Source organism: Pseudomonas sp. GM80 (assembly GCF_000282515.1).
In the GTDB taxonomy this organism is placed as follows: domain Bacteria; phylum Pseudomonadota; class Gammaproteobacteria; order Pseudomonadales; family Pseudomonadaceae; genus Aquipseudomonas.
This window is the reverse complement of sequence record NZ_AKJD01000019.1, coordinates 1-24,260: the sequence shown is the minus strand read 5'-3', so window position 1 is coordinate 24,260 and position 24,260 is coordinate 1. Positions and strand designations below refer to the sequence as shown.

General features: G+C 60.4%; 24 protein-coding genes and 2 pseudogenes. 1 reads left to right on the top strand and 25 read right to left on the bottom strand.

The features are described from left to right. Positions 1 to 32: 32 nt before the first annotated feature. The 11 genes from PMI37_RS02435 to flhA form a co-directional block, all read right to left on the bottom strand. Entirely contained in the window at positions 33 to 821 is a 789-nt protein-coding gene (locus tag PMI37_RS02435; RefSeq protein ID WP_008077691.1) for a ParA family protein, read from the bottom strand. Between the two features lie 43 nt (positions 822 to 864). Continuing rightward, positions 865 to 1,755, bottom strand: a complete 891-nt coding sequence (motD, locus tag PMI37_RS02430) for a flagellar motor protein MotD (RefSeq protein WP_008077690.1) — start codon at positions 1,753 to 1,755, stop codon at positions 865 to 867. Between the two features lie 12 nt (positions 1,756 to 1,767). Continuing rightward, a complete protein-coding gene (locus tag PMI37_RS02425; protein WP_008077689.1) occupies positions 1,768 to 2,508 on the bottom strand; it encodes a flagellar motor protein in 741 nt (246 codons plus the stop codon). Continuing rightward, on the bottom strand, positions 2,508 to 3,656 hold the full coding sequence (locus tag PMI37_RS02420) for a protein-glutamate methylesterase/protein-glutamine glutaminase (RefSeq protein ID WP_008077688.1): 1,149 nt from the start codon (positions 3,654 to 3,656) through the stop codon (positions 2,508 to 2,510). Before PMI37_RS02420 ends, PMI37_RS02425 begins: the two co-directional genes overlap by 1 nt. A gap of 49 nt (positions 3,657 to 3,705) precedes the next feature. Further along, entirely contained in the window at positions 3,706 to 5,979 is a 2,274-nt protein-coding gene (locus PMI37_RS02415; RefSeq protein ID WP_008077687.1) for a chemotaxis protein CheA, read from the bottom strand. Between the two features lie 54 nt (positions 5,980 to 6,033). After that, positions 6,034 to 6,822 (bottom strand): protein phosphatase CheZ, encoded by a 789-nt coding sequence (locus PMI37_RS02410; RefSeq protein WP_008077686.1) that lies wholly within the window; start codon positions 6,820 to 6,822, stop codon positions 6,034 to 6,036. Between the two features lie 18 nt (positions 6,823 to 6,840). Next, positions 6,841 to 7,212 carry a chemotaxis response regulator CheY gene (locus tag PMI37_RS02405; RefSeq protein ID WP_024012118.1) on the bottom strand — a complete coding sequence of 124 codons (372 nt, stop codon included), beginning with the start codon at positions 7,210 to 7,212 and terminating at the stop codon, positions 6,841 to 6,843. A gap of 166 nt (positions 7,213 to 7,378) precedes the next feature. Continuing rightward, positions 7,379 to 8,119 carry an RNA polymerase sigma factor FliA gene (fliA, locus tag PMI37_RS02400; protein ID WP_007920004.1) on the bottom strand — a complete coding sequence of 247 codons (741 nt, stop codon included), beginning with the start codon at positions 8,117 to 8,119 and terminating at the stop codon, positions 7,379 to 7,381. Further along, positions 8,116 to 8,946 carry a flagellar synthesis regulator FleN gene (gene fleN / locus PMI37_RS02395; protein ID WP_003222917.1) on the bottom strand — a complete coding sequence of 277 codons (831 nt, stop codon included), beginning with the start codon at positions 8,944 to 8,946 and terminating at the stop codon, positions 8,116 to 8,118. The genes fliA and fleN overlap by 4 nt, the downstream gene beginning before the upstream one ends. Before the next feature lie 116 nt (positions 8,947 to 9,062). Beyond that, a complete protein-coding gene (flhF, locus tag PMI37_RS02390; protein WP_008077677.1) occupies positions 9,063 to 10,403 on the bottom strand; it encodes a flagellar biosynthesis protein FlhF in 1,341 nt (446 codons plus the stop codon). Between the two features lie 11 nt (positions 10,404 to 10,414). After that, positions 10,415 to 12,544 carry a flagellar biosynthesis protein FlhA gene (flhA, locus tag PMI37_RS02385; RefSeq protein ID WP_008077675.1) on the bottom strand — a complete coding sequence of 710 codons (2,130 nt, stop codon included), beginning with the start codon at positions 12,542 to 12,544 and terminating at the stop codon, positions 10,415 to 10,417. Positions 12,545 to 13,153: 609 nt separating this feature from the next. Here flhA and PMI37_RS32155 point away from each other — a divergent pair. Beyond that, positions 13,154 to 13,510, top strand: a pseudogene (locus tag PMI37_RS32155) (DUF6124 family protein). Between the two features lie 131 nt (positions 13,511 to 13,641). Here PMI37_RS32155 and flhB read toward each other — a convergent pair. The 14 genes and pseudogenes from flhB to fliI form a co-directional block, all read right to left on the bottom strand. After that, entirely contained in the window at positions 13,642 to 14,781 is a 1,140-nt protein-coding gene (gene flhB, locus PMI37_RS02380; RefSeq protein ID WP_008077666.1) for a flagellar biosynthesis protein FlhB, read from the bottom strand. A gap of 3 nt (positions 14,782 to 14,784) precedes the next feature. After that, positions 14,785 to 15,570: a flagellar biosynthetic protein FliR gene (gene fliR / locus PMI37_RS02375; RefSeq protein WP_008077664.1), complete on the bottom strand. Its 786-nt coding sequence runs from the start codon at positions 15,568 to 15,570 to the stop codon at positions 14,785 to 14,787. A gap of 3 nt (positions 15,571 to 15,573) precedes the next feature. Continuing rightward, positions 15,574 to 15,843, bottom strand: a complete 270-nt coding sequence (fliQ, locus tag PMI37_RS02370) for a flagellar biosynthesis protein FliQ (RefSeq protein WP_008077662.1) — start codon at positions 15,841 to 15,843, stop codon at positions 15,574 to 15,576. Next, on the bottom strand, positions 15,840 to 16,598 hold the full coding sequence (fliP, locus tag PMI37_RS02365) for a flagellar type III secretion system pore protein FliP (protein WP_008077660.1): 759 nt from the start codon (positions 16,596 to 16,598) through the stop codon (positions 15,840 to 15,842). Before fliP ends, fliQ begins: the two co-directional genes overlap by 4 nt. Next, on the bottom strand, positions 16,598 to 17,059 hold the full coding sequence (fliO, locus tag PMI37_RS02360; protein ID WP_008077658.1) for a flagellar biosynthetic protein FliO: 462 nt from the start codon (positions 17,057 to 17,059) through the stop codon (positions 16,598 to 16,600). The genes fliP and fliO overlap by 1 nt, the downstream gene beginning before the upstream one ends. After that, a complete protein-coding gene (fliN, locus tag PMI37_RS02355) occupies positions 17,060 to 17,509 on the bottom strand; it encodes a flagellar motor switch protein FliN (protein ID WP_008077656.1) in 450 nt (149 codons plus the stop codon). Positions 17,510 to 17,565: 56 nt separating this feature from the next. After that, positions 17,566 to 18,534 carry a flagellar motor switch protein FliM gene (gene fliM, locus PMI37_RS02350; RefSeq protein WP_008077655.1) on the bottom strand — a complete coding sequence of 323 codons (969 nt, stop codon included), beginning with the start codon at positions 18,532 to 18,534 and terminating at the stop codon, positions 17,566 to 17,568. A gap of 9 nt (positions 18,535 to 18,543) precedes the next feature. Next, the gene (gene fliL / locus PMI37_RS02345; RefSeq protein ID WP_008077652.1) at positions 18,544 to 19,047 is read right to left on the bottom strand and encodes a flagellar basal body-associated protein FliL; all 504 of its coding nucleotides are present in this window, start codon (positions 19,045 to 19,047) and stop codon (positions 18,544 to 18,546) included. Positions 19,048 to 19,267: 220 nt separating this feature from the next. Continuing rightward, positions 19,268 to 20,635 carry a flagellar hook-length control protein FliK gene (locus PMI37_RS02340; protein WP_008077651.1) on the bottom strand — a complete coding sequence of 456 codons (1,368 nt, stop codon included), beginning with the start codon at positions 20,633 to 20,635 and terminating at the stop codon, positions 19,268 to 19,270. A 105-nt stretch (positions 20,636 to 20,740) separates the two neighbouring features. Further along, positions 20,741 to 21,088, bottom strand: a complete 348-nt coding sequence (locus PMI37_RS02335) for an Hpt domain-containing protein (RefSeq protein WP_008077650.1) — start codon at positions 21,086 to 21,088, stop codon at positions 20,741 to 20,743. A 31-nt stretch (positions 21,089 to 21,119) separates the two neighbouring features. Then, the gene (locus tag PMI37_RS02330) at positions 21,120 to 22,823 is read right to left on the bottom strand and encodes an ATP-binding SpoIIE family protein phosphatase (protein ID WP_008077649.1); all 1,704 of its coding nucleotides are present in this window, start codon (positions 22,821 to 22,823) and stop codon (positions 21,120 to 21,122) included. A gap of 5 nt (positions 22,824 to 22,828) precedes the next feature. Further along, positions 22,829 to 23,134, bottom strand: a complete 306-nt coding sequence (locus PMI37_RS02325; protein ID WP_008077648.1) for an STAS domain-containing protein — start codon at positions 23,132 to 23,134, stop codon at positions 22,829 to 22,831. Positions 23,135 to 23,288: 154 nt separating this feature from the next. Beyond that, complete coding sequence (gene fliJ / locus PMI37_RS02320; protein ID WP_008077647.1) at positions 23,289 to 23,738, bottom strand: flagellar export protein FliJ; 450 nt, start codon at positions 23,736 to 23,738, stop codon at positions 23,289 to 23,291. 6 nt (positions 23,739 to 23,744) lie between these two features. Continuing rightward, positions 23,745 to 24,260, bottom strand: a pseudogene (gene fliI / locus PMI37_RS02315) (flagellum-specific ATP synthase FliI); the annotation flags it as partial.

Here is a 24,260-nt window from a genome sequence, read left to right as displayed (position 1 = left end):
CCTTCGGCAGCTCCTACACAAGTCAAAATCATTCAAGCCACCTGCGGAACAAGTTGTTGCGCCAACAGATGCTTGAGCAGCGCGCGATACGCCAGCACGCCACGGCTCTTGCCGTCGAATTGCGAAGGCGTGACACCAGCACGGCTGGCATCGCGCAGACGAGTATCGACCGGGATATAACCCTGCCAGATCTCGTCGGGGAATTTGTCCCGCAGCACACGCAAGGTGTGCATCGATGCCTGCGTACGGCGATCAAACAGGGTCGGCACGATGCTGAACGGCAGCGCCTGTTTGCGCGAACGATTGATCATCGCCAAGGTGTTGACCATGCGCTCCAGGCCTTTGACGGCCAGGTGTTCGGTCTGCACCGGGATCACCAGTTGCTGGCTCGCGGCAAGCGCGTTGACCATCAGCACGCCGAGCAACGGCGGGCTGTCGATCACGGCGTAATCGAAGTCTTGCCACAATTGCGCCAGACTCTTGGCGATCACCAGACCGAGGCCACTCTGCCCCGGCGACTGACGCTCAAGGGTCGCCAGCGCGGTGCTCGACGGCAACAGCGAAATACGTTCGTCGCTGGTCGACAACAGCAACTGCCCCGGCAGGCCTTGCGGCACGCTGCCCTTGTGCAGAAACAGGTCGTAGTTGCTGTGTTCCAGGCTGTCGGGGTCGTAACCGAAATAACTGGTCATCGAGCCGTGCGGGTCGAGATCGACCACAACCACACGCTTGCCCGCCTCGGCCAGCAATCCGGCTAAAGCGATGGAGGATGTGGTTTTACCGACACCACCCTTTTGATTGGCGACTGCCCAGACTCTCATTCAGTTCGTTCCTCCCGACCGATATGCTCGACCGAGACATAGCTCAGCGTGTTAATGCGGGTGACGGAGAATTGACGGCACTCTCGCGTCCCGGCGTCTTGACCGGGGTCGGTGCAGTTTGTGTGCCAGCACGCTTCAACGCCGCGTCCGGTTGCGCATTGGCGGTCCCGGTGCCCGTGAGGCTGCGGCGCACATCGAGATTGCGCGACACCACCAACACCACGCGACGGTTCTTCGCGCGGCCTTCAACGGTGGCGTTGTTGGCGACCGGCTGAAACTCACCGTAACCCACCGACGCCAGGCGACCGGGGTTCACGCCCTGCATCGCCAACATGCGCACGATGCTCGCCGAACGCGCCGAGGACAGCTCCCAGTTGGTCGGGTACTGCGCAGTGCGGATCGGCTGGTCATCGGTGAAGCCTTCGACGTGAATCGGGTTGTCGAACGGTTTCAGAATCGCTGCAACCTTGTCGATGATGTTGAAGGCAATGTCACTCGGCATGGCATCGCCGCTGCCGAACAACAGGCTGGAGTTGAGTTCGATCTCGACCCACAACTCGTTGCCACGCACGGTCATCTGGTTGGAGCTGATCAGGTCACCGAACGCCGCGCTGATGTCATCGGCGATGCTTTTCAGCGGATCGCTGGCACCGGCAATACCGGCATCGATCTGCTCGGCATCTTTGACCAGCGGCTTGGCCGGGGTCACGGTCTTCGGCCGCTCGTCACCAATCGGGATCGGTTTGAGCGCGCGGTCGGAGTCTTTGAAAACGCCGACCAACGCTTCGGAAATCTCTTTGTACTTGCCTTCGTTGATCGACGAAATCGAGTACATGACCACGAAGAACGCGAACAGCAACGTGATGAAGTCAGCGTAGGAAACCAGCCAGCGTTCGTGGTTTACATGCTCTTCCTGGTGGCGACGACGTGCCATGAGCTTATTCCCTTAATCCATGAAGCCCTGAAGCTTCAACTCGATGGAGCGAGGGTTTTCACCTTCGGCGATCGACAAAATGCCTTCCAACAACATTTCGCGATAACGCGACTGCCGCAGCGCGATAGACTTCAGTTTGGCCGCCACCGGCAGCAGGATCAGGTTGGCACTGGCCACGCCGTAAATGGTCGCGACGAATGCGACGGCAATGCCGCTGCCCAACTGCGTCGGATCAGCGAGGTTGCCCATCACGTGAATCAGGCCCATCACCGCACCGATGATGCCGATGGTCGGCGCGTAACCGCCCATGCTTTCGAAGACTTTCGCGGCTTCGATGTCGCGCGCTTCCTGGGTGTAGAAATCCACTTCAAGGATGCTGCGGATCGCTTCCGGCTCGGCGCCGTCGACCAGCAGTTGCAGGCCTTTGCGCGAGTAGTTGTCAGGTTCGGCATCCGCCACGCCTTCCAGACCGAGCAGGCCTTCCTTGCGCGCAGTGAGGCTCCAGTTGACCACGCGGTCGATGCCGCCAGCCAGGTCGACTCGAGGCGGAAAGAAGATCCAGGCGAGAATCTGCATGGCGCGTTTGAACGCGCTCATCGGCGATTGCAGCAGCGCGGCACCGATGGTCCCGCCCAATACGATCAATGCCGCCGGGCCGTTGGCCAGCGCACCGAGGTGACCACCTTCCAGGTAGTTGCCGCCGATGATGGCGACGAACGCCATGATGATCCCGATAAGGCTTAAAACATCCATCAGATACACGCCTCGACAATGTGCTTGCCGATATCGTCGAGGCTGTACACCGCGTCCGCGAGGTCAGCTTTGACGATGGCCATCGGCATGCCGTAAATCACACAGCTGGCTTCGTCCTGCGCCCAGATCGAGCTGCCGCCCTGCTTGAGCAGGCGCGCGCCTTCACGGCCGTCGGCGCCCATGCCGGTCAATACCACCGCCAGAACTTTGTCACCGTAGGATTTCGCCGCAGAGCCGAAGGTGATGTCCACGCACGGCTTGTAATTCAGGCGCTCGTCGCCCGGGAGGATTTTCACCGCGCCACGGCCATCGATCATCATTTGCTTGCCACCCGGCGCCAGTAACGCCAAGCCCGGACGCAGGATGTCGCCATCCTCGGCTTCCTTGACGCTGATGCGGCAGAGCTTGTCGAGACGCTCGGCAAACGCTTTGGTGAATGCCGCCGGCATGTGCTGGATCAACACGATCGGTGCCGGGAAATTTGCCGGCAACTGAGTCAGCACGCGCTGCAAGGCAACCGGGCCACCCGTCGAGGTGCCGATGGCAACCAGTTTGTAGGCTTTGCGCTTCGGTGCCGGCGAGGACGAACTGGCCGTCGACGCGCGGCTTGGCGCAGGTGCATGCACAGGGGCAGGCGCCGGACGGGCCGGAGCATGAGTGCCGTGACTGCTGAAGCTTGATGCCGCCGGGGTTGGCGCAGGTGCAGGCGCAGCCACTGGAGCCGGCGCGCTGTAAGCACTGAAGCGACGGTTACTGCGCGAGATGCTATGGACCTTTTCGCACAGCAGTTGCTTGACCTTCTCCGGGTTACGCGAGATGTCTTCGAAATTCTTCGGCAGGAAATCCACCGCACCGGCGTCCAGCGCATCGAGGGTGACCCGCGCGCCTTCGTGCGTCAGCGAGGAGAACATCAACACCGGGGTCGGGCAGCGCTGCATGATGTGCCGCACTGCCGTGATGCCGTCCATCATCGGCATCTCGTAGTCCATGGTGATCACGTCCGGCTTGAGAGCCAGGGCCTGATCGATCGCCTCTTTACCGTTGGTGGCCGTGCCGACCACCTGGATGCTCGGATCCGCTGAAAGAATTTCCGAGACGCGGCGGCGGAAAAAACCCGAATCGTCCACCACCAGGACTTTGACTGCCATAAACACTCCATTAGGTGCAGCGGAACGTTGTCGCCCCGCTGCCCCGGATTCAAATACGCCGTGCGGCGTAACGCTTGAGCATGCTTGGAACATCGAGAATCAGTGCAATGCGGCCGTCACCGGTGATGGTGGCGCCGGACATGCCCGGAGTTCCCTGGAGCATTTTGCCCAATGGCTTGATGACCACTTCTTCCTGGCCGACCAGTTGATCGACGACGAAGCCGATCCGCTGAGTGCCCACCGAAAGGATCACCACGTGGCCTTCACGCTGCTCTTCGTGAGCGGCGGAGCTGACCAGCCAGCGCTTGAGGTAGAACAATGGCAGCGCCTTGTCCCGCACGATCACCACTTCCTGGCCGTCCACAACGTTGGTGGTCGACAGGTCGAGGTGGAAGATTTCGTTGACGTTGACCAACGGGAACGCAAACGCCTGGTTGCCGAGCATGACCATCAGGGTTGGCATGATCGCGAGGGTCAGCGGCACCTTGATGACGATTTTCGAGCCCTGGCCCTTGGTCGAGTAGATGTTGATCGAACCGTTGAGCTGGGAAATCTTGGTCTTCACCACGTCCATGCCGACACCACGGCCGGAGACGTCGGAGATCTCGGTCTTGGTCGAGAAACCCGGGGCGAAAATCAGGTTGTAGCACTCGGTGTCGCTCAGGCGATCGGCCGCGTCCTTGTCCATCACACCGCGTTTTACCGCGATCGAACGCAGGACGTTCGGGTCCATGCCTTTGCCGTCATCGGAAATCGACAGCAGGATGTGGTCGCCTTCCTGTTCGGCTGCCAGCACCACACGACCGCCACGGGCCTTGCCCGACGCTTCGCGTTCTTCCGGCGACTCGATGCCGTGGTCGACGGCGTTGCGCACCAAGTGGACCAGCGGGTCGGCCAGCGCCTCGACAAGGTTTTTGTCGAGGTCGGTTTCTTCACCCACCAGTTCCAGGTTGATCTCTTTCTTGAGCTGACGCGCCAGGTCACGAACCAGACGCGGGAAGCGCCCGAAGACCTTCTTGATCGGCTGCATCCGGGTCTTCATCACCGCGGTCTGCAAGTCAGCCGTGACCACGTCGAGGTTCGACACGGCCTTTTGCATGGCTTCATCGCCGCTGTTCAGACCCAGGCGCACCAGACGGTTACGCACCAGCACCAGCTCGCCGACCATGTTCATGATTTCGTCGAGACGTGCGGTGTCGACGCGCACGGTGGTCTCGGCTTCGCTCGCCGGTTTTTCCGGTGGCGGTGTCGCTGGTGCACGCGCCGGAGCCGGTGCAGCCGCCGCGGCCGGTTTAGGCGCTTCGGCTTTAGGCTCAGGCTTGGCAGCAGGCTTGGGCGCTGCTACGGCGGCCGGCGCTTTCGCAACAGGCGTGGCTACGCTTGAGGCGCTGCCAGCAGCGGCGGCGCCGACTTCGCTGAACTTGCCTTTGCCGTGCAATTCGTCGAGCAGCGATTCGAACTCGTGATCGCTGATCAGATCGCTGCCCGCCGCTGCGGCCGCTGGAGCAGCAGGCGCAGGAGCCGAAGCAATCGCCGACTCCAGCGCATCGACAGCAAAGTTGCCCTTGCCGTGCAACTGATCGAGCAGTGCTTCGAATTCGTCGTCGGTGATGTCGGAGCTGTCGCCTTTGGCCGGTGCCGCAGGGGCTGCCGCCGCGGGTGCAACCGCGTCCACGGCGAACTGGCCCTTGCCGTGCAACTGATCGAGCAACGACTCGAACTCGGCATCGGTGATTTCATCGCTGGCCGCGCCATCGGCAGCCGGCGCAGGTGCAGGTGCAGCTGCTGCCGGGGCTTCAGCTTCGGCCTTGACGGCGTTCAGCGAGTCCAGCAGTTGTTCGAATTCGTTATCGGTGATGTCGCCCGATTCGCCTTCGCCGACCAGATCTTCGATCATCTCGGCCACTGGCGAAGCCGGGGCTTCGTCCGCCGATTGCGGTTCGGCCAGACGTGCCAGCGCAGCCAGCAGTTCCGGCGTCGCCGCGGTGATCGGCGCACGCTCACGAACCTCAGTGAACATGCTGTTCACCGCGTCCAGTGCTTCGAGGACAACGTCCATCAGTTCTGCATCAACGCGACGTTCACCCTTGCGCAGGATGTCGAACACGTTTTCGGCGATGTGACAGCACTCCACCAGCTCATTGAGCTGAAGGAAGCCGGCGCCCCCTTTTACAGTGTGGAAACCGCGAAAAATTGCGTTGAGCAGATCTGCGTCATCCGGACGGCTTTCCAGCTCGACCAGTTGTTCGGACAGTTGCTCAAGAATCTCGCCGGCCTCAACCAGGAAATCCTGAAGGATCTCTTCATCGGCGCCGAAGCTCATTAATGGGGTGCTCCTACAGGTCTAAAAACCCAAAAAACCTAAAATTCCAAAACTCTAGAACCCGAGGCTGGATAACAAATCGTCCACATCGTCCTGACCGGACACAACGTCTTCTCGTTTATCGGCATGAATCTGCGGACCTTCACCCTGCGAGAGATGTTTTTGTGGATCTTTTTCTGCAAGCATCGCGGCGCGGTCATGTTCGATGCCCGCAAAGCGGTCGACCTGACTGGCCATGAGCACGAGTTTGAGCAAATTGCTTTCGACTTCGGTGACCAGTTGGGTCACACGCTTGATCACCTGGCCGGTCAGGTCCTGGTAATCCTGGGCCAGCAGGATGTCGTTGAGATTGCTCGACACCGCACGGTTGTCCGTGCTGCTGCGCGACAGAAAACCGTCGACCCGGCGCGCCAGCTCGCGGAACTCTTCAGCCCCGACTTCGCGACGCATGAAGCGACCCCAATCGGTGCTCAAGGCCTGGGCTTCATCGGCCAGGCTGTTGACCACCGGCGTGGCACTTTCCACCAGATCCATGGTGCGGTTGGCCGCGGCCTCTGTCAGCTTGACCACATAGCCCAGGCGTTCGGTGGCGTCGGTGATTTGCGACACTTCCTCGGCCTGCGGCATGTTCGGATCGATCTGGAAGTTGACGATCGCACTGTGCAGTTCACGTGTGAGCTTGCCGACTTCCTGATACAGGCCACGGTCACGGGTCTGATTGAGCTCATGGATCAGTTGCACAGCGTCGCCGAACCTGCCTTTTTCAAGGCTCTCGACCAGTTCGACCGCGTGTTTTTTCAGGGTCGACTCGAAATCGCCCTGTGAAGATTCGTTATGCTCCATAGCTCCCCCGCGCGTTCATCAGCCGATGCGTTCGAAAATCTTCTCGATTTTGTCTTTCAACGCCTGAGCCGTGAAAGGTTTGACTACGTAGCCGTTTACACCGGCCTGAGCGGCTTCAATGATCTGCTCGCGCTTGGCTTCAGCGGTCACCATGAGAACGGGCAGATGCTTGAGTTTTTCATCGGCACGCACGTGGCGCAGCAGGTCGATACCGGTCATGCCCGGCATGTTCCAGTCTGTTACCAGAAAGTCGATGCTTCCGCTGTTGAGCACCGGAATGGCGGTAGTGCCATCGTCGGCCTCGACGGTATTGGTGAACCCAAGATCGCGCAGCAGGTTCTTGATGATCCGCCGCATCGTTGAGAAGTCATCAACGATGAGGATTTTCATGTCTTTGTTCAATTCGACCTCCAAGCAGTCTTAAACGCGCCCAGCACCTGGACGCGCCACTTCAATCAATCGGCGCAGCACTCGAAGACTGTCTGGAGCACAACAGAGCAAGACCGGTGCCGTTCATCACCGCACCAGCCTCGTTCGCAGTGTCCCCACACTGCCTTCAGCGCGCTCGCCACTCCCCCAAACGCCCCCGCAAGCGGGCCGCGCACTGGCTGTGTAACTGGCTGACCCGCGATTCACTGACGCCAAGGACTTCACCGATCTCCTTGAGGTTCAGCTCTTCGTCGTAGTACAGCGCCAACACCAGTCGCTCACGCTCCGGCAAATTGGCAATCGCGTCCGCCAGCGCCGCCTGGAAGCGTTCATCTTCCAGATCGCGTGACGGCTCAAGATGAGCACTCGCGCCATCCTCGTGCAGCCCTTCGTGTTCGCCGTCCTGCAGCAGGTCGTCGAAACTGAACAGGCGGCTGCCCAAGGTGTCATTCAAAATCCCGTAGTAATCGTCGAGACTCAATTGGAGTTCGGCTGCAACCTCGTGATCTTTAGCGTCACGGCCGGTTTTAGCTTCAATTGAGCGAATTGCGTCGCTGACCATACGGGTATTGCGGTGAACCGAGCGTGGCGCCCAGTCCCCTTTGCGCACTTCGTCGAGCATTGCGCCGCGGATTCGTATGCCCGCGTACGTTTCGAAACTGGCGCCTTTGCTGGCGTCATATTTGGTCGAGACTTCAAGCAGGCCGATCATCCCGGCCTGGATCAGGTCTTCGACCTGCACACTTGCCGGCAACCGTGCCAGCAAGTGATAGGCAATGCGCTTTACCAGTGGCGCGTAACGCTCGATCAACTCGTACTGCGCATCACGTGCCGACTTCTTGTAGTAATTCATACCGCTGGCGGTCATAGCACTGGCCCTGCCGTTTGCTGCACGAGGCGCTCGACGAAAAATTCAAGGTGGCCACGCGGGTTGGCGGGCAGCGGCCAGGTATCGACCTTCTGCGCGATCGCCTTGAACGCCAGCGCGCACTTGGAACGCGGGAAGGCTTCATAGACGGCACGCTGTTTCTGCACGGCCTTACGCACGCTTTCGTCGTAAGGCACGGCGCCGACGTATTGTAGAGCGACGTCCAGGAAGCGATCCGTGACCTTGGTCAACTTGGCGAACAGGTTGCGGCCTTCTTGCGGGCTCTGCGCCATGTTGGCCAATACGCGGAAGCGGTTCATGCCGTAATCGCGGTTGAGCAGTTTGATCAGCGCGTAGGCGTCGGTGATCGAGGTCGGCTCGTCGCACACCACCAGCAACACTTCCTGGGCTGCGCGAACAAAACTGACTACCGAGTCACCAATACCCGCAGCGGTGTCGATCACCAGTACGTCGAGATTGTCGCCGATGTCGCTGAACGCCTGAATCAGGCCAGCGTGTTGTGCCGGGCTCAGGTGGACCATGCTCTGGGTGCCGGACGCGGCCGGCACGATGCGAATCCCGCCGGGGCCTTGCAACAGAACGTCGCGCAGCTCACAGCGGCCTTCGATAACGTCAGCCAGCGTGCGTTTGGGCGTGAGCCCCAGCAGAACGTCGACGTTCGCCAGACCCAGGTCGGCGTCCAGCAACATGACCCGACGGCCAAGCTCTGCCAGCGCCAGGGACAAGTTCACTGACACGTTAGTCTTGCCGACGCCACCTTTGCCGCCGGTCACCGCGATCACCTGTACGGGATGCATGCTGCCCATGTTATTTCTTTACCTTGTCTTGCATAGACGGAGGCCACATTACTGGCTGCGCGTTCACAACCGGAACAATGCATGGCAGACCATCGATGTAGGTACAAAAACTGTTCATGAATACCTCAGCCTACCTGCTTGGTGGGGCTGTGATAGATATCAGCGAACATGTCGGCCATGGCTTCTTCGCTGGGTTCTTCCTGCATTTGCACGCTGACGGCGCGGCTGACCAGTTGATGACGGCGCGGCAGATGCAAATCATCCGGAATCCGTGGGCCATCGGTCAGGTACGCGACCGGCAATTCATGACTGATCGCCAGGCTCAACACTTCGCCAAGGCTGGCCGTTTCATCCAGTTTAGTCAGGATGCACCCGGCAAGCCCGCAACGCTTGTAACTGTGATAAGCGGCGGTTAGAACCTGTTTCTGGCTGGTGGTTGCCAAGACCAGATAATTTTTTGAACGAATGCCTCGACCGGCCAGACTTTCGAGCTGCATGCGCAGGGCCGGATCGCTGGCTTGCAGGCCGGCAGTATCGATCAGCACCACGCGTTTGCGCAGCAGTGGATCCAGTGCTTGCACCAGCGATTGGCCCGGATCGACGTGAGTCACCGGCACATTGAGAATGCGCCCCAGGGTCTTCAGTTGTTCCTGCGCACCGATGCGGAAACTGTCCATGCTCACCAGCGCGACATTCTGCGCGCCGTACTTGAGCACGTAACGCGCGGCGAGCTTGGCCAACGTGGTGGTCTTGCCCATGCCGGCAGGCCCGACCATGGCGATCACCCCGCCCTCTTCCAGCGGCTCGACTTCCGGCACGGCAATCATCCGCGCCAGGTGCGCGAGCAACATGCGCCAGGCCTGACGCGGCTCTTCGATATCGGTGATCATCGCCAGCAGATCGCGCGACAACGGCCCGGACAGACCGATGCGTTGCAGACGACGATACAGGTTGGCTTGCGCCGGACGGCTGCCCTGCAGCTGATTCCAGGCCAGGGTGCCGAGCTGAACTTCCATCAGCTCGCGCAGGCTGTTCAATTCAAAACGCATCGAATCCAGTGCGCGTGGATCGACGCCGCCGGAGGACTGCGCAGGCGCCGGGGCCGGACGCGCCGGGGCGGCGTACGTCGGTTCGCTCAGCGGCTCAGCGGCGGTCAGCGGCAGGCCAGCGGTCAACGGCAGGCCGGCGAAAATCTGCCGATTGCTGTTGCCGTCGGCTTCGCCACGCAGGCTCAACTCGGCCTGGGCGGTGACGATGCGCGACTGGGTCTTGCGCAGCTCGTCTTCGAGTTCCATGTTCGGAACCCGTGGTGCCAGCGCCGACAATTTGTAATCCAGTGCCGCCGTCAGCTCGACACCGCCGGCAATGCGACGATTGCCAATGATGGCGGCATCAGCGCCCAGCTCATCACGAACCAGCTTCATGGCCTGACGCATATCGGCGGCAAAGAAACGCTTAACTTGCATAAACCACTACCTCAGCCGTTGGGCCCTACTGTCGCAACGATGGTCACTTGCTTGTTGTCCGGTATTTCCTGGTAGGCCAGCACGTGCAGTCCAGGGACTGCCAGGCGGCCAAAGCGCGAGAGCATCGCGCGCACCGGGCCTGCTACCAACAGGATCACCGGCTGACCTTGCATTTCCTGACGCTGCGCCGCTTCGATGAGCGAACGCTGCAGCTTCTCGGCCATGCTTGGCTCCAGCAGAACGCCCTCTTCCGAGCCTTGTCCTGCCTTCTGCAGACTATTGAGCAATATTTGTTCCAACCTTGGTTCCAAGGTGATCACAGGCAGCTCGGACTCAGTGCCTACAATGCTTTGGACGATGGCGCGCGATACGCCGACCCGCACAGCAGCGACCAACGCGGCGGTATCTTGACTCTTGGCGGCGTTGTTGGCGATGGCTTCGGCGATGCTGCGAATGTCGCGCACCGGCACGTGCTCGGCCAGCAGCGCTTGCAGCACTTTGAGCAGTTGCGACAGCGAGACCACACCCGGCACCAGCTCTTCAGCCAGTTTTGGTGAGCTTTTGGCCAGCAATTGCATGAGTTGCTGCACTTCTTCGTGGCCGATCAGCTCACTGGAGTGCTTATACAGAATCTGGTTCAAGTGGGTCGCAACCACGGTGCTGGCATCGACCACGGTGTAACCGAGCGATTGCGCCTGCGCACGCTGGCTGATTTCGATCCACACCGCTTCCAGGCCGAAAGCCGGATCTTTGGCGTTGATCCCGTTGAGCGTGCCGTAGACCTGGCCGGGGTTGATCGCCAGTTCGCGATCCGGGTAAATCTCGGCTTCGGCGAGGATCACCCCCATCAGGGTCAGGCGATAGGCGCTCGGTGCCAGGTCGAGGTTGTCGCGGATGTGTACGGTCGGCATCAGGAAGCCCAGATCCTGCGAGAGCTTTTTGCGCACGCCCTTGATCCGCGCGAGCAGTTGCCCACCCTGATTGCGGTCCACCAGCGGGATCAGGCGATAACCGACTTCCAGGCCGATCATGTCGATCGGGGTCACGTCATCCCAGCCCAGTTCCTTGGTTTCCATGGCGCGGGCCGGCGACGGCAGCAGCTCTTGTTGACGCTTGACCTCTTGCAGGGCCTGGACCTTGACGATGTTTTGCTTCTTCCAGAACAGATAGGCGCCACCGGCAGCCAGCGCAGCCATGCTCAGGAACGAGAAGTGCGGCATGCCCGGCACCAGGCCCATGACCGCCATCAGACCGGCCGCCACCGCCAGTGCTTTCGGCGAGGCGAACATCTGGCGATTGATCTGTTTGCCCATGTCTTCCGAGCCGGAAGCACGGGTCACCATGATCGCGGCAGCTGTCGATAACAACAGTGATGGCAATTGCGCCACTAAACCGTCACCGATGGTCAGCAAGGCGTAAACCCGGCCAGCATCGCCGAAGCTCATGTTGTGCTGGAAGATACCGACGGCCATGCCGCCGATGAGGTTGATGAACAGAATCAGCAGGCCGGCAATGGCGTCACCACGGACGAACTTGCTGGCACCGTCCATCGAACCGTAGAACTCGGCCTCTTGGGCGACTTCCTGACGGCGCATCTTCGCTTGATTCTGGTCGATCAGACCGGCGTTGAGGTCGGCGTCGATCGCCATTTGTTTGCCGGGCATCGCATCGAGGGTGAAGCGCGCGCTCACCTCGGAAATCCGCCCGGCACCCTTGGTCACCACGACGAAGTTGATGATCATCAGGATCGCAAACACCACGATACCGACCACGTAGTTACCGCCGATCACCACCTCACCGAAGGCCTGAATCACCTTACCGGCAGCGGCGTGGCCGTCCTGACCGTGGAGCATGACCACCCGCGTGGAGGCCACGTTCAACGCCAGCCGCAACAGGGTCGCGACCAGCAGAATGGTCGGGAACACCGCGAAATCCAGGGGCCGCAGCGCGTAGACGCAGACCAGCAGGACGACGATCGACAGGGCGATGTTGAAGGTAAAGAACACGTCCAGCAGGAACGGCGGCACCGGCAACATCATCATCGCCAGCATCACCAGCAACAGCAACGGCACGCCCAGATTGCCCCGACTTAAATCGGCAACGTTTGTGCGTGCTGTGTTGAATAACTGAGAGCGATCCACCGGTTTTCCCCGTTCCTTTAAAGCAAACTTTTGACGCCCAACGCAGGCGCACGGCGGCTATTGCAAGAAGCCTTCCAACTTTTGCGATTGATTGAAACAGAGAGGGAGGTGAACGCGAACAATGTAGGAGTGAGCCTGCTCGCGATGAGGATTTTCCAGTCAATACATTCAAACCAGACAGACCGCTATCGCGAGCAGGCTCACTCCTACAGGGGATCGCATTCCAAATCAGGAAGCGAGCCTGCTCGGGAAGGGCCAGTGAAGTCAGCAAAAGTCGACTTTTAAATTCAGGTGTTTAAAAGACACCTCATGACACGTCTCGCAGGCTACACATCCTTGCGCCTTTGCCTACAGCTACGCCAGAATCCGCCGGCTTGTGCGCCTTGGAGGCGGGTTCTATTGTGGGTCGGTCGCTGATCATTCAGTGATCGGGTTTAGCAGCCCGGGTTTTTCTCTAGACGCACAAAGCCTGTTGCCGTAATGGCGGCTTTGCGTGGGGCACTTCGGTGCGCCGGGTTCTAGAGTCCTGGTCTGCTAACCCGCGTACAGCTGCCACCTCCTTCGTTAGCAGCGAACGGTGGCAGCTTCACTACTCTAGAGGCTTCACCGATGATAAAACCAACACCAAACCCACCCGAATCCGACCCCACCTCCCCCTACGAATCCCTCGACTCAAAAAAACTCCACGAAGCGGCCGACCGCGCCCTCGATCACTACCTCTGCCCCGGCAGCACCCGACCGCCACGCAAACCCAGCACGATGTACGCCGTCGTTTCGGACATCAAAACCTAGGAGCTGCTGGCCAACGCCTGCGAAACCCTCGCCTCAGCCAGAACCATCGCCAACGACTTCGCCAACCTCATACCTGCATCACAACGCAGGACGCTACTGGGCATTGCGCAACTGATCATGCTCGGGGAGCTGGCGGTGAATCGGGCGCTGGACAATCTCGAACTGCCGAATTAGGTCGAGCACAGATCGCTCCCCCGCTCAGCGTGGGAACGATCAAAAGATCGCAGCCTTCGGCAGCTCCCACCGGTGGAATTCGATCCATGTAGGAGCTGCCGAAGGCTGCGATCTTTTGATGTTGATGCGAATCAGGAGTCGCGACGCAGGTCCGGCGGAATCGGCAGGTCGTCCTTAAGCGGGTCCGGACGCTTGCCCTTGCCGGCGCGGTACTGGCGGATCTGGTAGACGTAGGCCAACACCTGGGCAACCGCCAGATACAGGCCACCCGGAATTTCTTCATCCAGCTCGGTGGAGTAGTAGATCGACCGCGCCAAGGCCGGCGACTCCAGGAGCATGACGTTGTTGGCCACGGCGATTTCGCGAATTTTCAGCGCAAGGAAGTCATTACCCTTGGCCAACAGCAGCGGCGCACCGCCCTTTTCGGCGTCGTATTTGAGCGCCACGGCGTAGTGCGTCGGGTTGGTGATGACCACGTCGGCGTCGGGCACCGCCGCCATCATTCGCCGCTGCGACATCTCGCGCTGCAGTTGACGAATGCGCTGTTTGACCTCCGGCTTGCCCTCTTGATCCTTGTGCTCATCGCGCACTTCCTGCTTGGTCATCTTGAGCTTTTTCATGCTCTCCCAAATCTGCACCGGCACGTCCACTGCAGCGATCAGGATCAACCCGCAGGCCATCCACAACGTACTCCAGCCGACCAGCAAGACGCTGTGAATGATCGCCTGATCCAGCGGCTCATGCGCGATGCGCAGCAAGTCGTCGACGTCCGAAGACAACACCACCAACGCCACCGCCAGCACGATGAAAAACTTCGCCAGCGCCTTGAGCAGCTCGACAATCGCCTTCATCGAAAACATGCGCTTGAGGCCGGCGCCGGGGTTCATCCGGCTGAACTTCGGCGCCATGGAACCGGCGGCAAACAACCAGCCACCCAACGCGATCGGGCCGAGCAACGCCGCCAGCAACAGGGTGATCATCACCGGCTGAATCGCCACCAACGCGATCTTTCCCGAGTTGAGCAAAAACGTCCCCATGGAGCGCTCGTCCATGATCACTTCGCGCGTCAGCGTGAAGTTCATGCGCATCAGTTCCATCAGGTCCTGCGCGAGCATGCCGCCAAAGATCAGCAGGCCGCCGGCGCCGGCGAGCATCACCGCGAGGGTGTTGAGTTCTTTGGAACGGGCGATCTCACCCTTCTCACGGGAGTCCTTTTTACGTTTCTCCGTGGGGTCTTCTGTTTTGTCCTGACCGCTTTCGCTCTCAGCCATGACTCAGCGCGCCCGTGCCAGTTCGCGTAAAAACTGCAAAGCCTCGGCGGCCAGCGGTTGATACTGATTGAGGATGTCCGCCAGACCGACCCAGACGATAAACAGGCCAAGCACCAGGGTCAGCGGGAAACCGATGGAGAAAATGTTCAGTTGCGGCGCGGCCCGGGTCATCACGCCGAAGGCAATGTTGACCACCAGCAGCGCGGTGATCGCCGGCAACACCAGCAACAGTGCGGCACCCAGCACCCAGCCAAGTTTGCCGGCCAGTTCCCAGTAGTGCGCGGTCATCAAACCGCTGCCGACCGGCAATGTGGTGAAGCTTTCAGTGAGGACTTCGAAAACCACCAGATGGCCGTTCATCGACAGGAACAGCAACGTCACCAGCATGGTAAAGAATTGCCCGATCACCGCCACGGACACGCCGTTGGTGGGGTCAACCATCGAGGCGAAACCCATGCCCATCTGGATTGCGACGATTTGCCCGGCCACCACAAAGGCCTGGAAGAACAACTGCAGGGAAAACCCGAGAATCGCGCCAATCAGAATCTGCTCGGCGATCAGCAGCAAGCCGCTGAGGTCGAGCGCATTGACCGGCGGCATCGGTGGCAGGTTCGGCGAAATCACCACGGTGATGGCCAGGGCGAAATACAGGCGAATGCGTTTCGGCACCAGCGTCGTGCCGAACACCGGCATAACCATTAGCACCGCACCGATGCGAAACAACGGCAACATGAACGTCGCCACCCAGGTACTGATCTGGGTGTCGGTCAACTGCAGCAGCGATTGCATGGCTTAGCCGATGACCATCGGGATGTTGTGGTAGAGCTGGATGATGTATTCCATGAAGGTCTGCACCAGCCATGGGCCGGCGACAATCAGGGTCACCAGCATCACCAGCAGACGCGGGAGGAAGCTCAGGGTCTGTTCGTTGATCTGCGTCGCGGCCTGAAACATCGCCACCAGTAGGCCGACCAGCAGGCTTGGAATCACCAGCACCGCGACCATCATGGTGGTCAGCCACAACGCTTCACGGAAGATGTCGACCGCAACTTCCGGGGTCATGGCGAGACACCGCCGAAGCTACTCGCCAGCGTGCCGATAATCAGCGCCCAGCCATCCACCAGCACGAACAGCATGATTTTGAACGGCAGCGAAATGATCAGCGGCGAGAGCATCATCATACCCATCGCCATCAGCACACTCGCCACCACGAGGTCGATGATCAGGAATGGAATGAAGATCATGAAGCCGATCTGGAACGCGGTTTTCAGCTCGGACGTGACGAACGCCGGGACCAGAATGGTCAGCGGCGCCTGATCCGGCGTGGCGATGTCCGTACGCTTGGACAGGCGCATGAACAGCTCCAGATCACTGCTGCGGGTTTGCGCGAGCATGAAATCCTTGATCGGCACCTGAGCCTTTTCCACCGCTTGCTGCGCGGTGAGTTTTTCCGCCAGGTACGGCTGCAACGCATCGTTGTTCACCCGATCGAACACCGGCGCCATGATGAACATGGTCAGGAACAACGCCATGCCGGTGAGGATCTGGTTCGACGGCGTCTGCTGCAGACCGAGGGCCTGACGCAGGATCGAGAAGACGATGATGATCCGGGTGAAACTGGTCATCAGCATGACGAACGCCGGGATGAAGCTCAGCGCAGTCATGATCAGCAGAATCTGCAGGCTGACCGAATATTCCTGCGCGCCGTCGGCGTTGGTGCCCAGCGTGATCGCCGGGATCGACAACGGATCGGCGGCGAACGCCAGCGGCGCGGCCAGCAACAGAGCCAGCGTCAAGACGATGCGTAGCGCACCCATTACTTCTTATCCTTCTGATCCTTGCCGAGCATCTTCAACAGATGCTGAGCAAACTCCGGGGTGGCTTTCTCGCTGGTCGCGGGGACCGGCACCGGTTCCTTGAGTACATGCAGCGCGGTGATGGTGCCAGGGCTCAAGCCGAGCAGAATCTGCTCGTTGCCGACCTGTACCAGCATCAAGCGGTCACGCGGGCCGAGCGCGCGCGAACCGATCAACTCGATGACCTGGCCCTTGCCCGCCGGACCTGCCTGCTGCACCCGGCGCAACAGCCAGGCGAGGAAGAAGATCAGGCCGAGCACCAGCAGCAGACCGAACACCAATTGCGTCAATTGCCCGGCCACACCGCTGCTGACCACGGGCGCAGCAACGGTGGCTGCGGCACCCGCAGCGTTGTTGACGACTGGCTCAGCGGCCAGCGCGCTCAACGGCAAGGCCAGCAGTGCCCACAGAAACCGTTTCACTCAGCGCAGCTTCTTGATGCGTTCGCTTGGGCTGATCACGTCAGTCAGGCGGATGCCGAACTTTTCGTTGACCACCACCACTTCGCCATGCGCGATCAGTGTGCCGTTGACCAGCACGTCCAGCGGTTCACCGGCCAGACGGTCCAGTTCGATCACCGAGCCCTGGTTGAGTTGCAGCAGGTTGCGGATGTTGATGTCGGTGCTGCCGACTTCCATCGAGATCGACACCGGGATGTCGAGGATCACGTCCAGGTTCGGACCGTCCAGGGTGACCGGATCGTTGTTCTTCGGCACGCTGCCGAACTCTTCCATCGGCAGACGCGAGCCGCTCGAGGCGTCAGCCGCCAGCAGTGCGTCGATGTCAGCTTGACCATCACCGGTTTCTTCCAGGGCTGCAGCCCATTCATCGGCCAGTGCCTGATCGTCCTGGGCGTTCATATCGTCGTTCATCATGTGTCCTCGGCGGGCAACAATTCAGTTAATGCAAAAGAGGGTGTGGCGCCGCTTCAGCGACGCTCGATCGGCTCGATCACTTGCAACGCGAGGTTGCCTTTGTGCGAGCCCATCTTGACCTTGAAGGCCGGCACGCCGTTGGCGCGCATGATCATGTCTTCCGGCATCTCGACCGGGATCACGTCCCCCGGCTGCATGTGCAGGATGTCGCGCAGTTTCAACTGGCGGCGTGCCACGGTGGCACCGATCGGCACGTCGACATCGAGCACGTCCTGGCGCAGGGCATTGACCCAACGCTCGTCCTGATCGTCGAGGTCCGACTGGAAACCGGCGTCGAGCATTTCGCGCACCGGCTCGATCATCGAATACGGCATGGTCACGTGGAGATCGCCGCCACCGCCGTCGAGTTCGATGTGGAAAGTCGACACCACGATGGCCTCGCTCGGGCCGACGATGTTGGCCATCGCCGGGTTCACTTCCGAGTTGATGTACTCGAAATTGACTTCCATGATCGCCTGCCAGGCTTCTTTCAAATCGATGAAAGCCTGTTCCAGCACCATGCGCACCACACGCAGTTCGGTCGGGGTGAATTCACGCCCTTCGATCTTCGCGTGACGGCCGTCGCCGCCGAAGAAGTTGTCCACCAGCTTGAACACCAGTTTGGCGTCGAGGATGAACAGCGCAGTGCCGCGCAACGGTTTGATCTTGACCAGGTTGAGGCTGGTCGGCACGTACAGCGAGTGCACGTATTCGCCGAACTTCATCACCTGGACGCCACCGACGGCAACGTCCGCCGAGCGGCGCAGCATGTTGAACATGCTGATGCGGGTGTATCGGGCAAAACGCTCGTTGATCATTTCCAGAGTCGGCATGCGTCCGCGGACGATGCGATCCTGGCTGGTCAGGTCGTAGCTTTTGACACTGCCGGGTTCGGCAGCGTTATCGGTCTGTACCAGACCATCGTCGACGCCATGCAACAGCGCATCGATTTCATCCTGGGACAGCAGATCCTGCACGGCCATGTCGTGTTCCTACTGCAGTACGAAATTAGTGAAAAGCAACTGTTCGATCACCACTTTGCCCAGCTCTTTCTGCGCCACTTCCTGGACGCTGGCTGTGGCCTTCTGGCGCAACATCTCTTGCCCGACCGGCGTCGCCAAGGTGGCGAAATCCTGACCGGAGAAGAGCATCACCAGGTTGTTGCGGATCACTGGCATGTGCACTTTGAGCGCTTCCAGATCAGCCTGATTACGGCCCAGCATGGTGATGCTCACCTGCATGTAGCGCTGACGGCCGTTCTGGTTGTAGTTGGCCACGAACGCCGGGGCCATGGGCTCAAAGATCGCGGGCTGCTTGCCGACCGGCGCAGCGTCTGCGGCCTCGGCAGGCTTGCTCTGGGCGCTGTGCATGAAGAACCAGGTCGCCCCCACGGAAGCACCAATGGCCAACAGCAACGCCAGCACGATCACAATGATCAGCTTGAGTTTGCCTTTGGTTGCGGGGTCTTTCACTGCTGCTGTATCGCTCTTCGCCATGCCAATAATCCGTCACTAATCGGGTTTTCACAGTCGCACGGCAAGGCAAGAGCAAGTGTTATGCCAGAAGTGTCAAAGGGATTGACGAGAGGTATCTGTCGACTGATGCAACACCATGTGGGAGCTGGCTTGCCAGCGATAGCGATTTGTCTGACACATTGATTTCGCATGTGCCGCCGCCATCGCTGGCAAGCCAGCTCCCACAAGGTACAGCGGTGTGTCAGGCGTAATAGTCAACCGCGCTGGTGCCGATGACGCTAGTGGTCTGGGCAACAGACTCAGCCACCGCTGCGGGCGCCAACTCTTCGTCCGCCGAATCCAGACGACCACCGGCGGCGCTGGTGCGGCCACTCTGGCCCTGCTGCGCCTGTTCCTGACCTTGCCCCTGCCAGCCACGCCCCTGATCAGCCACGTTGACGTCGACCTGGCCCATGCCCTGCTGGGTGAACATTTCACGCAGTCGATGCATCTGCCCGTCGAGCGCTTCGCGCACGCTCGGGTGCGCACTCATGAACGTCACCTGGGTCTGCTGGTCCGGGACCATGTTCACGCGAATATCCAGACGCCCCAGCTCCGCCGGTTGCAACTGAATGTCCGCCGCCTTCAGATTGGCGCTCGACAGGTACATGACGCGGTTGACCACTTCTTCGGTCCAGCCGCTCTGGTGCATGGCAATTGGCTGGTTCACCGGCACCGCGTTGGCGGTTTTGGGCGTGGCCGCTTGCGTCAGCGCCGCCAGACGGTTGGCGAAGTCATCGACACGGGTGTCGCTGGTGGCGGACTTGAGGTCTTTCAGACCGTCATCGATCAGCCCGCTGAAGGCTTTTTCGCCGCCCTGACTGGTGCTGTCCTTGTCGGCCTGCACGTCGAGCATGCTGGCCATGCCGGCAGCGAAGTTCTGTGCGGTGGTCAATTCGCCGTCAGCCTGAGCCTGCGCTGGCGAAGCTTTCGGTTGCGCCTGGCTGGCGGCGGAAATATGCCCGCCCTGCTCCATCGCCATGCGCACGGCCGGCAAGGCATCAAGCGGGTCGGCCTCAGGATCGAAATCGCTGTCGGCATTGGCCGCCGGGTCTTTGACCACCGCCGGCAATACCGCCACAGCCGGTGTTTCGACTTTCGGCGGTGTCGGCGTCTCAACCACTGGCGGTTGCGCGACAGGCGCAGTCACCAGCGGCTGCACGACTTCTGCCAACGCCGGGTCTAGCGCCGGGTCAACTGGCGCAGCATCGGCTACCGGCGTCTGCGGGGTGTCGGCGCTGTCGTCGTCGCTGGCAGCCTTGTCATCGGCGGCAACCGGTTTGTCGGCAGGCAACGCTTTGCCGCTATCGGCAACCGCCGGGTTCGCGGCGGCAGACTGATCTTTGCCGAGGTCTTTTTTGCCGCTGTTGTCAGCGACCTTGTCGCGCGCCGGTTTCAGCGAATTGTCAGTGCTCGCGGCAGGCTTGTTCGGCCCTTGATCGGCGAACACTTTTGCGAAGCTTGAGGCCTTGTCGCCGGGGTCTGCGGCCAATGCCGACGATTTGGCAGAGGCTGCTTGCGCCTTGGCCTGGGCGGCGGTCTGAAGAAGAATATTGGGGGTCGCAGGCATAACACGGTCTCCGCTGCACTGGGATCGTAGGTACAGTTGAGGGAGATATCTGCAAGTGCCGGGCCAGTTTTGCCCGACACCCGAGAAAAGCGCCGGGCGGCGTGTTCAATGCGCGAGTGCGTGCTGTCGCTCGTCTTCGTAGACAGGGCGCACATCAGCAAACTCATTGCTGATATCCGCCACCAGCATGGCAATTTCCGCGGGGCTTTTATCTTTGGCTTCTGACTCCAGCGTCTGACAGAGTTCCGCCAGGCGCACAGCGCCCATGTTGCTGGCGCTGCCCTTGAAACTATGGGCAACCTCCGACAAGACCTTGGCGTCTGCAGTCTTGCGCAGCTCAACCAAGCGACTTTCGGAATCGGTCAGAAAGGTATCCAGCAACTCCGGATACCCGTCCTCCATGACTTCGCGCAGTACGCTCAGCGCCTCGCGATCCACATGTTGGTCAGTCACTTGCTCACTCCTTGATCAAGAATTGCGCGGATTATGCCTGAACCTCCCAGAAAAACTCCACGCAAGCACTACGACCTTCGTCCGACCACCTGGCGTTATGCCCCAATTGCCGGATCAGGCTGACACCGCGCCCCGACAGACGGACGTCGTCCAATGGCCGCTCCATCACCCGCGCCACATCAAAGCCCTTGCCACTGTCTTCGACCCGGATCAGCAGGCATCCGCCGTTGTTCACAGGCCTCACCTGCAGATGCACGCGCACAAAACCCTCCTGCAAGGCATCGAGTCGCTGATTGCGCTGCTGATAATAAAGGGCAAAACCGGCAGCATCGCGCTTGAGACTGGAATCCAGACCCAGCACGCCATGCTCCAGCGCGTTGGAGTAGAGCTCGGCGAGCACGCTGTACAACGCGCCGCTCTGCCCGCGCAAACCATGCACCTCCAACAACAACTGCAACAGGTATGGCAATGGATTGAAACGCTTGAGTGTAGCCCCGCGAAACTCGAAGCTCACCGACCAGTCCAGCGGACAGGATTGACCGCTGTCGGAATACACCGGCGCCGACGGATTGACCTGCGCCAGCTCAAGCAAACTGACCTCGACCATGCTCACATCGTCGCGCGCCTCACCGCGAAAATCCCGTAGCGCCTGCTCGATGTCCTCGAACAACCGATCAGGCTCACGGTTGGCGGCGAACACTCGCTGCAGACGCTCGACACCGAACAACTGATCGTTGGCATCGCTGGTATCAATGACCCCGTCGGACAACACGAAAACCCGATCGCCAACCGCTATCGAATGCACTTCAGTGCGGTCGTCGAACGCCTGTGGACTGAGCACGCCCAACGGCAAATGGCGCGCCGCCAACGGTTCGCGCTCGCCCGTGGCGATCCGGTGCAAATAACCGTCAGGCATGCCGCCATTCCACACTTCCACCGAGCGTCGCTGAAAACTCAGGCACAGCAACGTCGCGCAACAGAACATGTCCACGGGCAGGATGCGTTTGAGCTTGGCGTTCATTTCGCGCAGGGTTTCGGCCAGGCCATAGCCCTTGGCGGTCATGCCATAGAAGACTTCGGCCAAGGGCATTGCGCCCACCGCTGCCGGCAGACCATGCCCGGTGAAGTCGCCGAGCATGACGTGCATGTCGCCCGCTGGCGTATAGGCTGCCAGCAACAGGTCGCCGTTGAACAGCGCGTAGGGCGATTGCAGGTATCGGATGTTTGGCGCACTCAGGCAGCCGGCATGCGCCACCTTGTCGAACACCGCTTTGGCGACGCGCTGTTCGTTGAGAAGGTAGTCGTGATGTTTGGCGATCAGGTCGCGTTGTTGCAGCACGGTGGCTTGCAGACGTCGCAAGCGATCCATCGCCTTGATTTTGGCGGCGAGGATCACCTGGTTGTAGGGCTTCGCCAGAAAATCGTCACCACCTGCCTCAAGGCAACGCGCTAGCGCTTCGCTTTCGGTCAACGAGGTCAGGAAGATAATCGGCACCAGGGTTTCCCCTGCCAGCGCCTTGATCTGCCGCGCCGCTTCGAAGCCGTCCATCACTGGCATCATCGCGTCCATCAACACCAGGTTGGGCTGCTGACGGCGGAATACCTCGACCGCTTCGGCACCGTTGGCCGCCGTCAGCACTTGATGACCTTGGCGGCGGACGATGGTCGACAGCAGCAAGCGGTCGGCGGCACTGTCTTCGGCGATCAGAATGGTCAGCGGCTCTTGCGCCTGCATGCTGGTCAACTGATGTCGAAGAGTTTGTCGAAATTGGAGATGGCGAGGATTTTGCGCACGTCGGAGTTGCTGTTGACGACCCGCACGTCGGACTCGTCGCCGCCGGCGTGATCACGCAACAGGAGCAGCATGCCCAAGGCCGAGCTGTCGAGGTAGGTGGCTTCTTTGAGGTCGACCACGATGGACTCGGGTTTCTGATCGAGACGCTCGTAGGACTCGCGAAACTCCTGGTGACGACCGAAATCAAATCGCCCCTTGACTGAGATAGTCAGTTTTTGACCATCTGGAGAAAGATCTGTAACGACTGACATTGACTGGCTTCCTTGTCATTGACGAACGTGTACAAGGTTTAGCACTTGGCAGGGGATGGGGCAAGGTTGGAAGCAAGATCAAAAGATCGCAGCCTTCGGCACCCCCTACACTGATCCCCTGCAGGAGCTGCCGAAGGCTGCGATCTTTTGATCTTCAGTACGGATTCTGCCGAGGCAGGCGCTGGGACAACTCGTCCAGCAGCTTCTGCTCACGCTTGTCCTCGGCCCGCTGCGCCTCGTCGCGGTAACGCTGCACCAGCTTGCGCAACCCTTCGACCCGGGCAAACGCCTGTTGCCAAGCATCACGCGCCTTTTCCAGATTGTTCTGGTGCCAGACCAGGCTCTGGCGCTGCTGATCAACGGCGGTATCGAGTTGCGCCAAAAAGCCCTGGAAGCCGAGCAACCATTGCCCGGTCACGCCGGTGCTGCCGCGCACGATCCATTGCTGCGAGTAATCCAGACGAAAGGCGTTGAGGTCGGCGAGTTTGCTTTCGGCCACTTTCACCTGGCCCTGGAAATACCCCAGGCGTTGCACGGCGGCTTTCTCGGCCTTCTCGGCCATGTCCACCACCGGCACCAGACGCGCGGCTCGACTCAGGGCCATGGCCGGTTAACCGCCGGGCGCCGGAGCGAAGATCGAGGCCAAGTGATTTTCACTGGCACCCATGTTGATGTTGTCGTTCAAGCCCTGACGCAAGTACAGCGACATCGACGGCTGCAAGCTGATCGCAGTGTCGGTTTCGCGGTCACCACCGGCCACATAAGCGCCGACGCTGATCAGGTCGCGACTCTGCTGATAACGCGACCAATATTGCTTGAACATCTGCGCATGGTTCATGTGCTTGATGCCGACCACCGACGGCATCACCCGGCTGATCGACGCCTCGATGTCGATGGCCGGGTAGTGCCCTTCTTCGGCCAGACGCCGCGACAGCACAATGTGGCCGTCGAGTACGCCGCGCGCCGAGTCGGCAATCGGGTCCTGCTGATCGTCGCCTTCGGACAGTACGGTGTAGAACGCGGTGATCGAACCACCGCCCTTCTCCGCGTTACCCGCGCGCTCCACCAGTTTCGGCAACTTGGCGAACACCGACGGCGGATAACCCTTGGTCGCCGGCGGCTCGCC